The sequence below is a fragment of the Chryseobacterium sp. GW823-FHT05E08 genome (assembly GCF_058795655.1).
Genome location: NZ_JBXAHY010000003.1, coordinates 1 through 16974 on the forward strand (window position 1 = coordinate 1; position 16974 = coordinate 16974).

Here is a 16974-nt window from a genome sequence, read left to right on the forward strand (position 1 = left end):
ATTTAATAAAAATTTTAATGTTTGTTGTAATCTGTTTCGTAGTCTTTATACTCTGTTACTTCCTTCTGCGCTACCGATCCACATCTCGTTTTTCAGTGGGGCAAAAGTACTCCATTATACCCTACCACTCCAAATCTATTTAACATAATGTTCGTATAAAACTCCTATTGTGGAAAAATTTTAACTGTAATTTATTGATATAATTATATTTATGAAATATCCCGCAGTTATCCACAATATTCGATTATCTTTTTGAAAGGTGTGGGAATGGGCGTTTGGGAGGGTTTTGGAGCTTGTAATGGGAATTGAAAGGATTTCCTTTTATATAATGGATATACTATATATAAGGTATACTATCGGAAATGCGTAAATAAACCTGTTAGGTTTTGAAAACCTAACAGGTTGGAAGTCGTGAGAGGCTATGCTTGAGAAATGCTTTTTTATTTCCCACAGATTTTCACAGATTTGCACAGATCTTAAAATTAGGGTTTAGTGTGGGAGGATTTGAGAGGAGGAGCCTATAGATTTATAGATCAATTTTAGGATTGGGGAAAGAAAATAGAATGTGGATTGATAAATGATTAATGTCTGAGAAAAAATTCTATTAAAAGAAAATAGCAATAACAACACACAATACCCTAGCCCGGATTGGAGCAGCATCCTTTTTTGGGGCGGCCGGAATGAAGCGGAGGCCGTCACCAAAAAGATAGAGTGGAAAGCCGGATGAAGCTCCTAAGGATTCTTAAGTGGGAGGGTTTGAGGGTTGGAAAGGATTTGTATTTGAGATTGCTTCGGCGCTGCGCTTCTCGCAATGACAATTTAGGAAATAAAAAAGCCAGAGCAAAATGTCTTTGCTCCGGCTTGGTAGTTTAATTTTATCTGAATAGAACTTTCAGAAGTGATTAAAATCTATAATTAGAATTTAATTACAGTTCTCATTCTTTCAGTTTCTTCAATTACTAACTCGTCATCTACAAGGATTTTCCCTGAGTGCTCATCAATAATAATTTTCTTTCTCTGAGCGATCTCCATTTGCTTTTGAGGTGGAATAGTGAAGAATGATCCTTTCGGAGCTCCTCTTTCTAATCCTACAACTGCCAAACCGGTAGGAGAACTTGTTCTGATTCTAGTATAAGAAGCCAGTAATCTCTCGTCGATTTTACCTGCGTATTCTTTTGACTGCTCGATCAAATAGTCTTCTTCTTTCTGAGTTTCAGAAATAAGACCATCCAATTCTTCTTTTTTGAATTTTAAGTGGTTCTTAAGATTACTGATTTTTGTATTCAGTTCACTTAAAGTTTCGTTTTTGTGAGCAATTTTAACTCCGAATTCTTTGATTCTTTTTTCAGCAAGCTGAATTTCAAGATCTTGGAATTCCATTTCTTTTCCTAATGCTTCAAACTCTTTATTGTTTCTTACGTTGTCTTGTTGAGACTTGTATTTATCAATTAAAGCTTTTGCATGGTTTATCACTTCATGCTTGGTTTTGATCTGATCGTCCTGATCTTTGATATCAGCGTGAAATTTTTCAGCTCTTTTTTCAAGTCCTTCAATCTCGATTTCAAGATCTTCAACCTCAATTGGCAATTCTCCTCTTGTATTTCGGATTTCATCCAATCTTGAATCTATGATCTGTAAATCGTATAAAGCTCTTAACTTCTCTTCAACTGAAATATCGTTGGTCTTTGTTGCCATATCTAAAGGAAATAATTTACTGGGTTTGTTTTTTCGTTAGATTTCGAAATTGCAAATGTAGTGAATTTTTGTGACAAAATTTCAAATAATTGTTGAGTAACGAATTGCTCTGATTCATAATGACCTATATCGCAAATCAGCATTTTGGATTCTGCCAGGAAATAGTCGTGGTATTTGATATCTCCCGTAAGATAGGCGTCGCATTTCTTGGATAGGGCAGATTTTATTCCACTTGCGCCGGAACCACCCAACACTCCTACTCTTTTTATTTTTTTATTATTAAAATCTGAATGTTTAATGATTTCAAGGTTAAATTTTTCTTTCACAAATTTCAAAAAGTCCTTTTCATCCATCTCTTCATCGAATTCTCCGTACATTCCTAAGCCTGAATGTTGGTTTTCATTATCTAAATTATAGATCTGATGAGCAACTTCTTCATATGGATGTGCAGATTTCATAGCGGAAAGAATCTGACCTTGTTTATAACCTTCAAAAATGACCGAAATCATATTTTCATCGGTATTTTCACGGATATTTTGCTGTCCTGAAAACGGATTTGAACCTTCAATTGGTCTGAACGTTCCATTTCCGGGAATTGTGAAGCTGCATTCGTCGTAAAAGCCTATATTCCCTGCTCCTGCTGAGAAAAGTGCTTCTTTTACCTGTTCTGAATGTTCTTTGGGAACGAAAACCGTTAATTGTTTTAAATTATTTTTCTTGGGTTGAAGAATTTTCAGGTTTTTTAAGCCTAAATGATTACAAATTCCTGCATTTACTCCAAAAAAATCGTTATCCCAGGCGGTGTGAATGGCATAAATGGCAATTTTATTTTCGATCGCCTTTAAAACTGCTCTTTCCACATAATTTTTTCCTGTCAAAGATTTTAATCCTGAAAAAATAATAGGATGAAAACATACAACAAGATTACAATTTCTCTCAATTGCTTCATCTATAACGTTTTCCAAGGCATCGTGACAAACTAAAATTCCGCTTACGTTACGGGTCGGAATTCCACACAGCAATCCAACATTATCAAAATCTTCTGCCTGCTGCAACGGAATACGTGTTTCTATTTTAGAAATTACTTCACTTATTGTCATTTTATTCTGTATGTTTGCTACGAAAATAACGATTATTTGTTAATTTAAAAAAAGCATTAAAAAAATGGAAAGAGAGCACAACCTAGTTCCCGGAGACGCGCTCTGGAAAAGGCATCTTTACCGAATTATTTACCGTTCTGATACCAAACTCGGAAAATTATTCGACATTATTTTATTATCCCTAATTCTTGTAAGCACCTTCATCATTATGATGGAAAGTGTACCTAAACTTGATAAAAAGTTTCATTATACCTTTATTATTCTTGAATGGATCATTTCTATATTTTTTTCGGCTGAATATTTTAGCAGAATTGCTGTTGTAAAAAATAAAAAACAATATGTTTTCAGTTTTTTCGGAATTATTGATTTTTTGGCTTTGGTTCCGTTTTATTTGAGTTTTTTCTTTCCAGTGACGAAATATTTCCTGATTTTCAGAATGTTGAGAATGTTGAGGGTTTTCAGAGTTTTCAATCTTCTTGATTTTATGAATGACGGAACTGTTATTGTGAGAGCTTTAAAAAACAGTTCAAGAAAGATATATATATTCCTTTTATTTTTAATTATTTTTTCGGTGATCGTTGGTTCTCTGATGTTTATGGTGGAAGGCGGAAGACCTGGATTTGAAACTATTCCGCAATCTATTTATTGGGCAGTGGTTACGGTGACAACAGTTGGTTATGGTGATGTTTCCCCGATTACACCCATGGGTAAATTTTTTGCTGTTATTCTGATGTTGGCAGGTTATTCCATTATTGCAGTTCCTACAGGGATTGTAACTGCCGAAATGAGAAACAAAAGACAGAATCTTGAAAAGATATGCGAAAGGTGCGGAAATGAAGATATTGATGATGATGCAAGGTATTGCAAGCAGTGTGGCAAGAAATTAGCTTAATACTTTTTATAAGTTTATTCTATTAACCAAAATACCGCAAAATCATGGAACCAAAAAAGAAAAACAAGCCAAGCAGTTTAGTAATTATTCTTTTTGCTTTAATTGTATTAATGATCATTATTTATTTTATCCTCGTGATGTTTTTCCCGACAGTTTTTGAACATATGAATACGGGTGATATACAACCTGTTCCAGACAAATAATCTAAACATAAAACGAGACGACTTAATAGCCGTCTCGTTTTTATTTGAATTAATTGTAATTATTTTTTAATTGCTTTGATGGTTTGTTTAGAACCGTCTTTCATATTTAATGTTACTAAATACAATCCTGATTTTAATTCTCCTAAATTAAGAGTAGAAGCAGGTTTATCAATCGTTTTAACCAATCTTCCTGAAACATCAGATACAGAAACAGATTTTACATTGTTTATATCTGAGATATTCAACACTTCTGCGAAAGGATTTGGATATACTTTAATACCTTGTTTAGCTCCTGAAATCTCAGAAGTTCCTAGAGTTGGTATTCCATCTACTACAAATGTATCTGCATATAATTGGAACTGATCTGTATCTGTAGCATGAATAGAAATATATACAGTCTGCCCTACATAAGATGATAAATTAAATGTTTTCTGAGTCCAAGTATCTGGTGCTTGCTGTGTAGCCTGAAGTACAGTTGTAAATGCAGCAGCCGTTTGGTTGGTTGTAGAAAGCAAAACTTCATAATTTTCCGGGAAAACATCAGTTCTAGATTTAATGTAGAATGAAATTCTATCACTAATTCCCGCCTGTACGTTGATTGCTTTTGTAATTAAATGATCATCATGTGCTGTTGCATCGTAAGTAATAGTAGCTACATTTGCTCCAGATTGTGCCGCACCAGAGCCTGGCACATTAAAAATCCAAGTATTTCCACCATCAGTATTTACTACTGCCCAACCAGCAGGCAAGGTAGTTCCTGCATCAAAATTTTCGGTCCATTGTCCAAAGCTTACCACTGGTAAACCTAAAAGAAGAAATAAAAGTTTTTTCATTTGTAAATTATTTAAATATTAATAGGGCAATGTTAGGAAGATCCTAAATCTTTTCAAAAAAAAAATGGGAAAATAGTACACCTCCGCGTGAATAAACGTTAAAGCAATAGTCTAATTATTTAATCAAAAAATTGATTATTTATTAAATTTTCATTTTATTATTAATAAATAATCAACAACTATTCAGCCGCATCCAGAATTTAAATAAATATATTTTTTTCAATAAAAAAAGGCAACCAAATTGGTCGCCTTTAAATTATTCTACAAAATTTAATTATTTCTTAATAGTTTTAATCGTTTGTTTTGAACCATCTTTCAGTGTGAGCGTTATCAAATAGAGTCCGGATTTTAATTCTCCTAAATGAATAACTGCCCCCGGATTATCAATAGTTTTCACTAATCTTCCAGACATGTCAGAAATAATGACAGATTTCACTTTAGAAACATCTGAAATGTTAACTACATCTGTGAAAGGATTCGGATATACTTTAATACCGTTTTTAGCTCCGGCAACTTCAGAAGTTCCTAATGTTCCGTTAGTAATATTAATATTAAATGTTCCTTCAGGTTCATCTGAGAAACCGCTGTAATATCCTACATTCACAAAATATTTATCGCCGGCAACTGTTGGTATCGAAATAGTTTCTGTACCACCCTGTCCGCTATTATCAACACGATCTACACAAACCAAATTACCACAAGTACCTGAATAAACACCAATTGCAGGATCAAAATTGCTTCCTGAAGGCATTGTTACCGTAATAACATGTGCATTACCATTACCTGAAAATGAGAACCATGTACCGTCATTCATACTACTAGAACAAGCTGTAACGTATCCTGCATTATTAGTAGCACCTTCTCCGTCAGATTGTGTATAATTATATGGGAAAGTAGTTGCCTGTAATGCTCCGGAGCACTCATCATTAGCTGGTGGCGGTGGAAATGTTCCGACACAGATATCAAAACTTTGGTTACTTCCTGCACCATAATAACTGTATACTCTTACATAATAAGTTCCTCCCACAGTAAGTCCTGAAACTGTAGATGTAGTATTATCTGAGCATAAAATACTATTTAATGATCCACAAGATCCATCAAATACCTGGAAATAGGTATCTGTATCATCATCTGAGCCTACAGAAACAATATTGGAAAGCGAAACTCTATGAGAGGTAGCCGTAGCAACAAATTTAAACCAAACATCATCATCCGGATTACCATAACAAGGGTCAGGAATTAAACCTGAATCTGTAGCACCCAATGTATATCCTGAAGTTACAGCGCCACAATTTAGATCAGTATTTACAGTTAAAGCAACTGCTGCCGAGCATTCGTTGTTTGCCGGTGGTGGAGGCACTGTTGTAAACATCGTATCAGAACAGCCTGAGGATTCCCCTGCTCCACTTACAGCTACAACTTTTACATAATAATTAACACCTGAATTAAGAGCTGTTGGAACCGTAAAACTGTTTACAGCTACTGATTGCTGATTAACAATATCTGTTCCTCCAGGAGTTGTACCGATAGAAATTTTATATCCTGTAGCTCCCGATGTGTTATTCCATGTAATTGTAGGAGATAATGGAATAAAAATAGAATTATTTCCAGGATATGTTACCAATGGACAAGCCGGAATAGGGCTTGGAGTTAATCCATTAAATGTAATCACAGATTTATAAGGTTCCAAGTTCCCGTCTGATGGAGAAAAAGGATCCGGATTTACATTATCATCTCTAAAATACAAGGTAGAATTTGGAGCTGAAGGATAAACATACATCACTTCATCATAATCATTAGAATCATAACCTCCAGAGTTTTCCTCAGCTGCAACTACCAAATTGCTGGTATTGTTGTAAGGAAATGGTGTGGCAAAAGTAATTTCCACTACTCCATTTGTGTTGGTTACGGTTCCGGAGAACACCTGTGTTAACTGACCGGCAGGAATCCAGTCTGATTCTGTAGCAAATGAAGTTTTTGCAGTTTGACCTAAATAAACCACCCAATCTGAAGAGCTGGCGATCGACATTGTAGGATCAAGATAAAACTTGAGCCCTGTAATATTTCCTGCCGCATTCGCATTAATTTCCTGTTTCGTGAAAATTTGCTGAACGTAAGAATATCCAAAATAGGTGCTTATTGGAGCGACTCCAACATCGGTACTTCCTGTACCCAAATTGATCTGGGCATTAAGCGTCATGCTTATCATTAATAAACATGAAAGTAAAAATTTTGTCATAAACGAATGTATTTTGCTGATTTGCCACTAAATTAATAATAATACCTTCATATCACACTCTAAAATCTAATATTTAACTAAAAAAAATAACGGCTAAAAAATTTAGCCGTTATACAATTAATTATAGGTTATGAAATTTACTTCTTAATTGTTTTAATCGTTTGTTTTGTACCGTCTTTCATTTCTAAAGTTACCAGATACATTCCTGAGTTTAAATCTCCTAAATGAAGAGTAGAACTTGGATTGCTGATCGTTTTAACCAATCTTCCAGAAATATCAGTTACTAAAACAGACTTCACTTTAGAGATATCTGAAATAGTAAGATCATCAGCGAAAGGATTTGGATATACTTTAATATCATTTTTAGTACCTTTTACTTCAGTCGTTGCTAAGTTTGATGTTAAATCAATACTAATATCATCCACCATTAAATAGAATCTATCAGCAATTGAGTAAGCCTGGAATCCGAAATAATAAACTCCAGAAGTAGCAGGTGTGAAAGTAATAGATTCTGAATGTATTACTCCATCAACAATATTAGGATAATCCGCAATAGGATTAGTCATTCCAGCTACATTAGCAGAAGTTCCGTAAGCAACTTTTAATCTTTCTGCAAAAGTAGTTCCACTATTTGCATATTTATATCTGATTGTATAAGATGTACCAGCCGTTAAATTAAGACCTTGAGTAAAGAACCAAGTATTTGCTGCTGCAGAAGAATTCCATTTATATCTTAATACTTTTCCTGTAGTATTAAATGGAGCGTATCCCGCTTCTGATGTCCAAATATTTCCAGTTCCCGGGTTAATTGCGCTAGAACAACCAGGCAATGCAGGAATCGTTACGCCTTCAAAATCTAAAGCATAAGGTACATTGGTTGCATTACACGCTGTTTGGAACGTTCTTACCGTACAAGGTGTAACCGGAGCTGCCGTTGTAGCAGTATTCGCAGTTACAGAATAATAATAAGTTGTAGAATTGATTAACGTTGTTGCAAGTGTATAGCTTGTTGCTGCACCGCCTAAGGTTACATCAGCTATATCATTTCCTCCAGAAGTAGTTCCAACTTTTACTTTATAACCTGTTGCACCGTTTACAGCAGTCCAAGTTATTGTAGGAGTAGTACTTACCCCACCTTCACCAGCTCCAGGAGATGTAACTGTAGGACAAAGGCTTAATGTTGTAAAGTTTGCAGAGCTAGACCAAACACCTTTATCTATACCATTACAGTTTGTTCTTACCCAGTAATAATACTGCGTAGCAGGAGTTAATGCTGATAAGTTTGTTGTAACAACACCTGCTGCAGTTACGCCTGATGGTGTTGTAGTAGATACAGGAGCAGTAGATGATGTACTGTAGTAATATTCATATCCGTTAGCAGGAGGAGTTGTAGAAGCTGTCCAGCTGATCGTTGCTGTATCCGGTGTTAATGCAGATGAAGCAAGACCTGTAACAGTACTAGAACAGTTAGCTAAAGTTGTAAAAGATCCTGCTGCAGCATATCCACTACCAGATCCTGCAAGATTTGGTATATGAGAATACATTGCCTGAGCAGTACCATTTAAAGCTTGAACCTGAACCTGATAAGTAGTGTTTTGAGATAAACCTGTAATTGATGCAGTAGCTGCTGAAACCGGGTTACCACTAAAGTTAGTCCAATCACAGCTTCCTAAAGCTCTATATTGAACATTATAAGTTGTAGCACCTGTTGGAGCTGTCCAGTTTACAGTTGCACCACCATTTGTAACTGCAGTAGTAGCAGCAAAAGTTCTTACCGGTAATTGAGTACCCGGAGTCCAAGTATATTGTAATCCGTTCGGAATTTTAACATTCGCATTCGTACTACCAGAGAAAAGTAAATTGGTTGAATTTGCATTCCCTGTAACAGCTTTAGACCAGTCACAAGTTGTTCCTGCCGGTACATTACCAATTGCAAGCGGACTTACATTGGTAGCGAAAGTTGTGCTGTTTCCTCTAATCCCAACTTGTGGAGTTTTGCTAGTTGAAACAGTTCCAGGATCTGTACAGTTTCCATAAACGATGTTAATTGCACCTGTTGCATAATTCAAACGAATTTGAAAATTAAGCCTTTCCGTAGCTCTGTTATCATAATTTGCGTGATCCTGCCACTGAACAACGAATTCAGTTCCTGTATCCTGATATCTAACCTCATGTGTACCTGTTGGCTGTGTAGTATCTGAAGATGAGAAACCTCCATCCTGTCCAAAAGCAGAAATTGCTCCGGTAGTCGATCCCAAAGTTGACAAAGGTGTATAACTTGTTGACGATGGTGCAGCTCCAAAAGTTATAAATCCGTTTGAGCTAATATAAACAGTAGTAACTGCAACCCCACCAAAAGTGAAAGGTGATGACAGTGTAATAGCAGATGATACCTCATCATCATATGTTGTATTCGTCCCTGACGGAAATACTTTTGTTCCAGCAGTAATTGGCGTATATGCTACACCTGTACTTTTATTAAAGGAATAACTGGCAATGTTTGTTTGTGCGGAGGCTCCTATCCCAAAAGCCATTAAGCACGCGAGTAAAAGTTTTTTCATACGTAGTAAAATAAAAATTAGAGGGTAAATGTAGAAAATTAATTCAATTAATATCAAAAAATATCATAAATTTTTACATTAAGAAAAGTAATTTAACTAATTCATTATCAATAATTAAACAAACATTTGAACTAATTAAAATTATCCTCATTATATGAATTATTTATTAATTATTAATTACCAAATAGTTAACGAAAAAAGTGGAGATATTTTTTAATCAAACAAAATCGGATAAAGTGAAAAATATTAATTATTAAAATTTTCTTAAATAATTAAATAAGTGGATATTTTTAAACAAAAAAAGTGACTTACGCCACTTTTTTAACTCTATTTTTATTCAAATTAGTTGAGATAAAACTCATATTTGTTGAGTAACTGTATTTCTTTTATCAAATCACCGTTGAGATCCACCGAATGTTTCATAGATTGTAATTCTAAATGAGAATCATCCTCAATATTTTTAATGAAAAATTTCAACTTCTGATCTCCTTTGTTTCTATCAAGCACTGTTCTGAAAAAATCAAGATCTTCAGGTCTGAAATCCATCACATCCATCACCAGCGAAATACTTTTTGCAAATCTTTCGAAGGCCTCTTGAAGTTCGATTACATCGTTTACATTCACGAAAACACGTCCGTCTTTTACCTGAGCAAACTTTATTTTAAATATAACAAAACGCTGTACTTCAAGCTTCTCTTTCAAACGCATATAATCTCTGTCCCCCAACCTGAATGAGTACGATCCTGAATAGTCTTCCAATGTAACAAAAGCTACTTTTTCACCACTTTTAAAACCATCTTTTACTACATATTCCGTGATCAAACCGGCAACCGTGTATTCTTTTCCGGCACCTCCGTTTTCTCTTTCTTTTTGTAAAGTTTTCCAGTCTTTTTTCTTTTCCTCAAATAATTCTTCTCCTTTATTGGCAAAAGCCTGCTCTTTGTAAGCATCAACCTCATCAAGATTTAAGAATGAAAAATTACCTTTTGGCTCGGCTTTTTTGGTCACTTCTTCTATAATTTCCTCTTCACCGATAGATAATTCATCAGAAACAATTTCTATAAGATCTGCGACCTCATCAACAGTATCTTTTTCAAGAATCGGAACGACTTCTGCTACAACTTTTTCCTCTTCATCCTTTTCTAAAACCGTTTTTTTAGAAAGCTGTCCCTGCATAAATTGATAATGATATTTAAATTCATCCAAAGGGTGCGCAGAAAGATAGAAACCGATGATTTCTTTTTCTTTATTAAGCTTGTGCATGTTCGGCCATTCCGGGCAAGGTGCTAATTTTGGCTGTTCAATCTGAACTTCATCCGCAAAATCAGCAAAAAGAGAATGTTCCATCTCGTTTTTACCTTCCTGGAAGCTTTGTCCGTATCTTATTAACCTTTCCAAATTTGTTCTTCCAGCCATATCAATATCGAAATACTGACCACGGTGGAAAGAATCCAATTCGTCAAAAGCTCCGGCCAATACTAAACTTTCCGCAACTCTTTTATTCATTTGAGAAGGTAAGATCCTTTCAAAGAAATCATAAATATTTTTAAATCTTCCGTTGGCTTTTTCTCTTGTAATTCCCTCACTCGGGCCTTCTCCGATACCTTTAATCGCTCCCAACCCGAAACGGATCTGTCCTTTTTCGTTTACTGAGAACTTATATTGAGATTCATTAACATCAGGCCCTAAAACGTCTACCCCAATACTTTTACAATCTTCCATGAACATGGTAATCGATTCCGTATTGTTGATGTTGTTACTCATTACACTCGCCATGTATTCTGCGGGGTAATTTGCTTTCAAATAAGCTGTATGATATGCAATTAAGGCATAACAGGTAGAGTGAGATTTGTTGAAGGCATATTCTGCGAAGGCTTTCCAGTCATTCCAGATTTTATTTAACGGATCTTCAGCAAGGTTGTTTTTCTTACCACCTTCGATGAATTTCGGGTACATTTTATTCAATACATCGATCTGCTTTTTACCCATAGCTTTTCTCAATGTATCAGCTTCACCTTTTGTAAAGTTGGCCAATTTTTGAGACAGAAGCATTACCTGCTCCTGATAAACGGTAATTCCGTAAGTTTCTTTTAAATATTCTTCGGTTTCGGGTAAATCGTAAACAATTTCTTCAATTCCGTGCTTTCTGTTGATAAAGTTCGGGATATATTTAATAGGACCCGGACGGTAAAGGGCGTTCATGGCAATAAGATCGGCAAAAACCGTCGGCTTAAGCTCCCTCATGTATTTTTGCATCCCCGGACTTTCATATTGGAAAATCCCGACCGTTCTTCCTTCTTTAAATAATTGATATGTTTTCGTGTCATCAAGCGGAATTGTATCCGGATCGATATCAACATTATGTCTTTCTTTAATCAGCCTTAAAGCATCTCTAATGATCGTTAAAGTACGAAGCCCCAAGAAGTCCATTTTCAGAAGTCCGGCACTTTCTGCCACCGAGTTATCGAACTGAGAAACCAAAATATCAGCATCTTTAGCCGCAATCGTCACCGGAACCAGATTACTCACATCTTCCGGCGTAATAATAACTCCACAAGCGTGAATCCCTGTATTTCTGATACATCCTTCCATTTTTTTTGCACTCGCAAGCACATCAAAACGGGGATCTTCAGGACTGTCCAGAACATATCTCATCTCATCGACAAGCATCTGATCCTCAGGTTTTAATTTATCGTATTTTGCTAAAGCTTTCGCAATATTCATTCCTGGTGTGGAAGGAATAAGTTTAGCAATATTAATCGTATCAGGAATTGAAAGGTCTAAAACCCTTCCCGCATCTTTAATAGCAGATTTTCCACCTAAAACTGAATAAGTGATAATCTGTGCTACCTGATTTTTACCGTATTTTTCAACTACCCATTTAATGATCTTGTCTCGACCTTCATCATCAAAATCAATATCAATATCGGGCATCGAAATCCTTTCCGGATTCAAAAATCTCTCAAATAGCAAATCGTATTTAATAGGGTCAACATTGGTAATTCCCGTACAATATGCAACGGCAGATCCTGCCGCCGAACCACGTCCTGGACCAACCCAAACTCCCATTTTCCGGGCTTCGTTACAGAAATCCTGTACAATCAAAAAGTAACCGGGATAACCTGTATTGGCAACAACTTCAAGCTCAAAATCAAGACGTTCCTTAATTTCGTCTGTAATTCCTGTGTCAGCATATCTTTTTCTTGCTCCTTCGTAAGTTAGATGCGTTAAATACGCCATTTCACCACGCTTTCCGCCATCAATATCATCTTCCGCATGAATAAATTCTTCAGGAATATCAAATTTAGGAAGTAAAACGTCTCTTTTTAAGGTATAAGGTTTAAATTTTGCCGTAAATTCTTCATAGGCATCAAAAGCATCAGGATAATTCAAGAAAGCTTCTTTTATTTCATGAGAATTTTTAATAAAATACTCTCCTGAAACAAGACCTCTTCTCTTACCAAAACCTTTCCCTACAGGCGTTGTTTGTTTTTCTCCATCTTTGATACAGCTTACAATATCCTGAATATTAGAATCGTCTTTATCCGTATAATAAGTTTCGTTTTGAGCTAAAATTTTAACATCATATTTATCTGCAAAATGTAATAAAACGTCATTTAAGTGCTCTTCTTCTGGAAGATTATGGTTTTGAATCTGAACATAAAAATCATCCTCAAAAGTTTCTTTCCACCATTTGAAAAGCTCCTCCCCTTTTTGTTCCCCTGTATTTAAAATTGCATCGGGAATATCTCCGTTGATTCCGGAAGTCAGGGCAATTAGTCCTTCTTTATATTGAGCAATCAACTCTCGGCTGATCCTCGGAACTCCAAAATAAAATCCTTTTAAAAATCCTATACTTGAAAGTTTTGCTAAATTTTTATATCCGTCAAAATCTTTAGCTAAAAGAACAACTTGCGTTCTTCTGTCGGGATCATCCTTGGTAAATTGTTTCTGTTCGTAACGGTCTGAAATATAAAATTCACAGCCAACAACAGGGATTAAAGGCTCAGAAACAGGTTCATCTTCATTAAATTCTGTTCCGTTTTCTTCTGCTTCCTGTTTTTTTGCTAGATATTCTTTATGCTTTTTTGCTCGGTCGCCATTGGCTCCTTCAACTGCCGAAACAAATTTGAAAGCACCCATCATATTTCCGATATCCACCATTCCAACGGCAGGGAAATTATCGTCAGAGGCTTTTTTAATTAAATCTGAGATACTCGAAGTCGCCATCAACGTTGAGAAAACACTGTGATTATCAAAATTGAAATATCTTCCAAGATCAATATCATCAATACTTCCAACGTCACTCTGCTTTTTCTTATTATTGAAATCCGCAACCTGCCTTCTGATAACAATTCCGAAAGGTTTTATAGGGTCGGGATATAACGTTTTAAAATACGCCAATTGATCCTCAGAAGTTTTCAGAATCTCAGCAGGAATGATCCCGATTCTCATCATCTCGAAGAAAACCTGAGCCGTTGCATTTACGTCGGCTGCAGCATTGTGGGCTTCATCGAATTTATTTCCGTAAAGTTTTTCGTAAAGCTCCTCCAATTTCGGAGGTTTGAATCTTCCTCCACGGCCACCTCCAAGCTGACAAAAGTTTGTCCCTAAAATCATGGTATCCGCTTTTGGCTTTTCCTGAAGATTGTCTTTTATATTTTTTCTGAATAGCTCTGCCCCGACAATATTGTAATCGAACTCAACATTGTGGCCTGAAACTACTCTTACTCGATCTAAAACTTTAGAAAATTCTTCTAGGATCTCCTGTAGATCACGACCTTCTTCATTAGCAATTTTTGTTGTAATACCGTGAATTCTCGCGGCGTTAAATGGTATATCGTAACCTTCTGGCTTTATTATATAATCCTGGTTTTCAATTAAAACTCCATTATCGTCATGTAATTGCCATGCGATCTGAACCATTCTTGGCCAGTTGTCTGAATCTGAGAGTGGTGCGTTGAAATTCTTTGGTAAACCTGTGGTTTCTGTGTCAAAAACTAAATACATGTAATTTTTCTAGCTTTTATTAAAAAAAGAGAATGTAAAGTTACTTCATTTTTTTGAAAATTTAAATCATTTGGGCAATGACATTTAATTAATCAAATAACAATTAAACAAATAAATTTTAAACATTTCTCATTTAAGCTCTAATTATTAGAATGATATAATTTTATGGTATTTTGAGTGTTTTCAAAACCTAACAATATTATTTTCAAATTAATTCATATAAAATGAATCCAAACAAATAATTTTATATACATTTGCTTGATATACCGTTTTTAAAAATTTACTAAAAAGTTATGAAGAAACATTTACTTTTGGTCGGCACTTTGGCAATTACATTATTAAGTGCGCAAAACAATGAAGGATTAAAAAGAGAGTTTGAAAAACAAAACAAAGAGAATACTGCAAAGTTTGACTCTTATGTTTCAAAGCATTACGGAACAAACAGGTCGCCGGAAACTTTAAAAGAAATTGAAGAGCAGAGAAGTAACTTAGCCGGATTTACACCAAATGGTAAACCTTATTTTTATCAAAATGAGGATGTTAGACAAGTTGCTAATGCCAATGCTGACAATCTTAACACTGCAGGCGGAGTAAGTGGATTAACTAATGCTTATAATGGTGAAGGTATTAACTACACTATTTTTGACGGTGGTAGAGTTTATGCAGCACACACTGCTTTCAATAATATTGCAGGAAGAATTACAAATAAAGAAGCAGCTACTAACATATACAGTGCGCACTCAACTGGTGTGGCTAGTTTTATTGGTGGTAAAAGTATTGCTATAAGTGGAGGTGGTCTTAGTGGTGATATTAAAGGAATCGCTATAAATTCTACAATGGATTCTTACAGGTTTGCAACGACGACATTACCTGGAAATACTGCAACAAGTACTGTATTTCAAAAAATACTTGTAGCTCAGCCTAACCTATCTAACCACTCTTACGGAAGTAATGTTGGATGGGATCTAAAAACAGTTAGTGGTACTAATGCATGGGTATGGGGCGGTGTTTTTGACACTCCTACTACTGCTATGGATTTACAGGGGACTTATTTTAGCAACGATCAGAGCTATGATCAGATTGTATATAACAACCCTTCATATATTATTGTAAAATCTTCTGGTAATTATTTCGGTTACGGACCAGATTACCCAGGAACAGCAGCTTTTCCAAAATATTATACTGATGACACAAATACTTTAGTTCAATTCGCTGCAACAGATACACTTCCTACAACAAACTGTAGCAATGGAGCTGATTGTATTGGACCAGGATCTTTAGCAAAAAACATTATCGTGGTTGGTGCTACAGATGTTATCTCTACCAATAACTTTAAATATACTACAGCTTCTGATGTTGTTCATTCTGACTACAGTAGTGCAGGACCAAGAGATGACGGAGGAATTAAACCGGATATTTCTACTACAGGAACTAATGTATTCTCTGCAGCGACGGCAGAAAACACTACAGGAAGTGTAACATATAGCTACGGAAGTGGGACTTCTTATTCTGCTCCGGTAGTAACAGGAGTTATCGGTTTGTGGACTCAAATCAACAAAGATCTTTTCAGTAATCAAATATTAAATGCTGCAAGTGCAAAAACATTAATGGTTCACTCAGCTTCTGAAGCTGGAAACATTGGTCCGGATGCATTGTTTGGATGGGGATATATTAACGCTAAAAAAGGTGCTGAAATATTAGTTGGAAAATCTAACAACACTGTTATTTTCAACAATGAAACATTAACGAGTGGTACTCCTAACATGAAAAAAGTTACTGCTTCTGGTACTGAGCCATTAAAAGTTACAATTTCATGGATTGATCCTGAATATGTTGTTCCTGCTAACCTAACATGGGCACAAGCTTACAACAACAGATCTTCAAGATTAGTAAATGACTTAGATCTAAGAATTGTAGACACAGTAACAGGTACAATTTACCAGCCTTGGAAACTAAATGCATTAGCTCCAACAGCTCCGGCTACAAAAGGAGATAATACAGTTGATAATGTAGAACAAGTTGTAATTGACGCTCCGGTTCTAGGTAGAGACTACAGAATTGAAATCGGTAATAAAGGAACTTTAGTAAATAATGCAGGTGCAGCCACTCCTCAAAACTACTCTATCATCGTTACAGGATATTCACAACAAGTTTTAGCAACTGGCGAAACTGTTAAAGACAGTGGTATTGCAATCGCTCCAACAATTACTAAAGATATCGTAAACGTATTGAAAGCTCCTAAAAAATCTACTTTCACTATTTACGATCTATCTGGTAAAAGATTACAAAATGGCGTAATTAATAGCGACAAAGAAGCAATCGATATTTCTTCTTACACTAAAGGAATTTACATCATTGAAGTGAAAACTGATAAAGACGTAATTTCTAAAAAAGTTATCAAAGAATAATCAATACAATAAATAGATTACTACAAAACACTA

At 35.4% G+C, this 16974-nt stretch carries 9 protein-coding genes; 3 read left to right on the forward strand and 6 right to left on the reverse strand.

The window, feature by feature from the left end:
* Positions 1 to 915: 915 nt before the first annotated feature.
* Together AC1Q7L_RS10465 and AC1Q7L_RS10470 are read right to left on the reverse strand one after the other, a co-directional pair.
* Complete coding sequence (locus AC1Q7L_RS10465) at positions 916 to 1695, reverse strand: zinc ribbon domain-containing protein (protein ID WP_410693761.1); 780 nt, start codon at positions 1693 to 1695, stop codon at positions 916 to 918.
* A 2-nt stretch (positions 1696 to 1697) separates the two neighbouring features.
* Positions 1698 to 2795, reverse strand: coding sequence for a Nif3-like dinuclear metal center hexameric protein (locus tag AC1Q7L_RS10470; protein WP_492305924.1), 1098 nt, complete (start codon positions 2793 to 2795; stop codon positions 1698 to 1700).
* Between the two features lie 64 nt (positions 2796 to 2859).
* On the opposite strand from AC1Q7L_RS10470, the gene AC1Q7L_RS10475 reads away from it, so the two are divergent.
* Together AC1Q7L_RS10475 and AC1Q7L_RS10480 are read left to right on the forward strand one after the other, a co-directional pair.
* On the forward strand, positions 2860 to 3687 hold the full coding sequence (locus AC1Q7L_RS10475) for an ion transporter (protein ID WP_410693763.1): 828 nt from the start codon (positions 2860 to 2862) through the stop codon (positions 3685 to 3687).
* Between the two features lie 44 nt (positions 3688 to 3731).
* Positions 3732 to 3890 (forward strand): hypothetical protein, encoded by a 159-nt coding sequence (locus AC1Q7L_RS10480; protein ID WP_410693764.1) that lies wholly within the window; start codon positions 3732 to 3734, stop codon positions 3888 to 3890.
* A gap of 59 nt (positions 3891 to 3949) precedes the next feature.
* Here the strand turns inward: AC1Q7L_RS10480 and AC1Q7L_RS10485 are convergent, their stop codons facing one another.
* The 4 genes from AC1Q7L_RS10485 to dnaE all read right to left on the reverse strand — a co-directional run bounded on the left by AC1Q7L_RS10485 (position 3950) and on the right by dnaE (position 14533).
* Positions 3950 to 4723 (reverse strand): choice-of-anchor J domain-containing protein, encoded by a 774-nt coding sequence (locus AC1Q7L_RS10485; RefSeq protein WP_492305925.1) that lies wholly within the window; start codon positions 4721 to 4723, stop codon positions 3950 to 3952.
* Positions 4724 to 4997: 274 nt separating this feature from the next.
* Positions 4998 to 6962: a T9SS type A sorting domain-containing protein gene (locus tag AC1Q7L_RS10490; RefSeq protein ID WP_492305926.1), complete on the reverse strand. Its 1965-nt coding sequence runs from the start codon at positions 6960 to 6962 to the stop codon at positions 4998 to 5000.
* A gap of 137 nt (positions 6963 to 7099) precedes the next feature.
* Positions 7100 to 9523: a fibronectin type III domain-containing protein gene (locus AC1Q7L_RS10495; protein ID WP_492305927.1), complete on the reverse strand. Its 2424-nt coding sequence runs from the start codon at positions 9521 to 9523 to the stop codon at positions 7100 to 7102.
* Positions 9524 to 9865: 342 nt separating this feature from the next.
* The gene (gene dnaE, locus AC1Q7L_RS10500; RefSeq protein WP_492305928.1) at positions 9866 to 14533 is read right to left on the reverse strand and encodes a DNA polymerase III subunit alpha; all 4668 of its coding nucleotides are present in this window, start codon (positions 14531 to 14533) and stop codon (positions 9866 to 9868) included.
* Between the two features lie 293 nt (positions 14534 to 14826).
* Between dnaE and AC1Q7L_RS10505 the strand changes: the two genes are divergently transcribed.
* Entirely contained in the window at positions 14827 to 16941 is a 2115-nt protein-coding gene (locus tag AC1Q7L_RS10505; RefSeq protein ID WP_492305929.1) for a S8 family peptidase, read from the forward strand.
* Positions 16942 to 16974 lie beyond the last annotated feature (33 nt).

What these genes read in the sequence shown, in the direction of transcription:
- AC1Q7L_RS10465 (WP_410693761.1), bottom strand. Translation starts at nt 1,695, where the DNA reads ATGGCAACAAAGACCAACGATATTTCAGTTGAAGAGAAGTTAAGAGCT.
- AC1Q7L_RS10470 (WP_492305924.1), bottom strand. Translation starts at nt 2,795, where the DNA reads ATGACAATAAGTGAAGTAATTTCTAAAATAGAAACACGTATTCCGTTG.
- AC1Q7L_RS10475 (WP_410693763.1), top strand. Translation starts at nt 2,860, where the DNA reads ATGGAAAGAGAGCACAACCTAGTTCCCGGAGACGCGCTCTGGAAAAGG.
- AC1Q7L_RS10480 (WP_410693764.1), top strand. Translation starts at nt 3,732, where the DNA reads ATGGAACCAAAAAAGAAAAACAAGCCAAGCAGTTTAGTAATTATTCTT.
- AC1Q7L_RS10485 (WP_492305925.1), bottom strand. Translation starts at nt 4,723, where the DNA reads ATGAAAAAACTTTTATTTCTTCTTTTAGGTTTACCAGTGGTAAGCTTT.
- AC1Q7L_RS10490 (WP_492305926.1), bottom strand. Translation starts at nt 6,962, where the DNA reads ATGACAAAATTTTTACTTTCATGTTTATTAATGATAAGCATGACGCTT.
- AC1Q7L_RS10495 (WP_492305927.1), bottom strand. Translation starts at nt 9,523, where the DNA reads ATGAAAAAACTTTTACTCGCGTGCTTAATGGCTTTTGGGATAGGAGCC.
- dnaE (WP_492305928.1), bottom strand. Translation starts at nt 14,533, where the DNA reads ATGTATTTAGTTTTTGACACAGAAACCACAGGTTTACCAAAGAATTTC.
- AC1Q7L_RS10505 (WP_492305929.1), top strand. Translation starts at nt 14,827, where the DNA reads ATGAAGAAACATTTACTTTTGGTCGGCACTTTGGCAATTACATTATTA.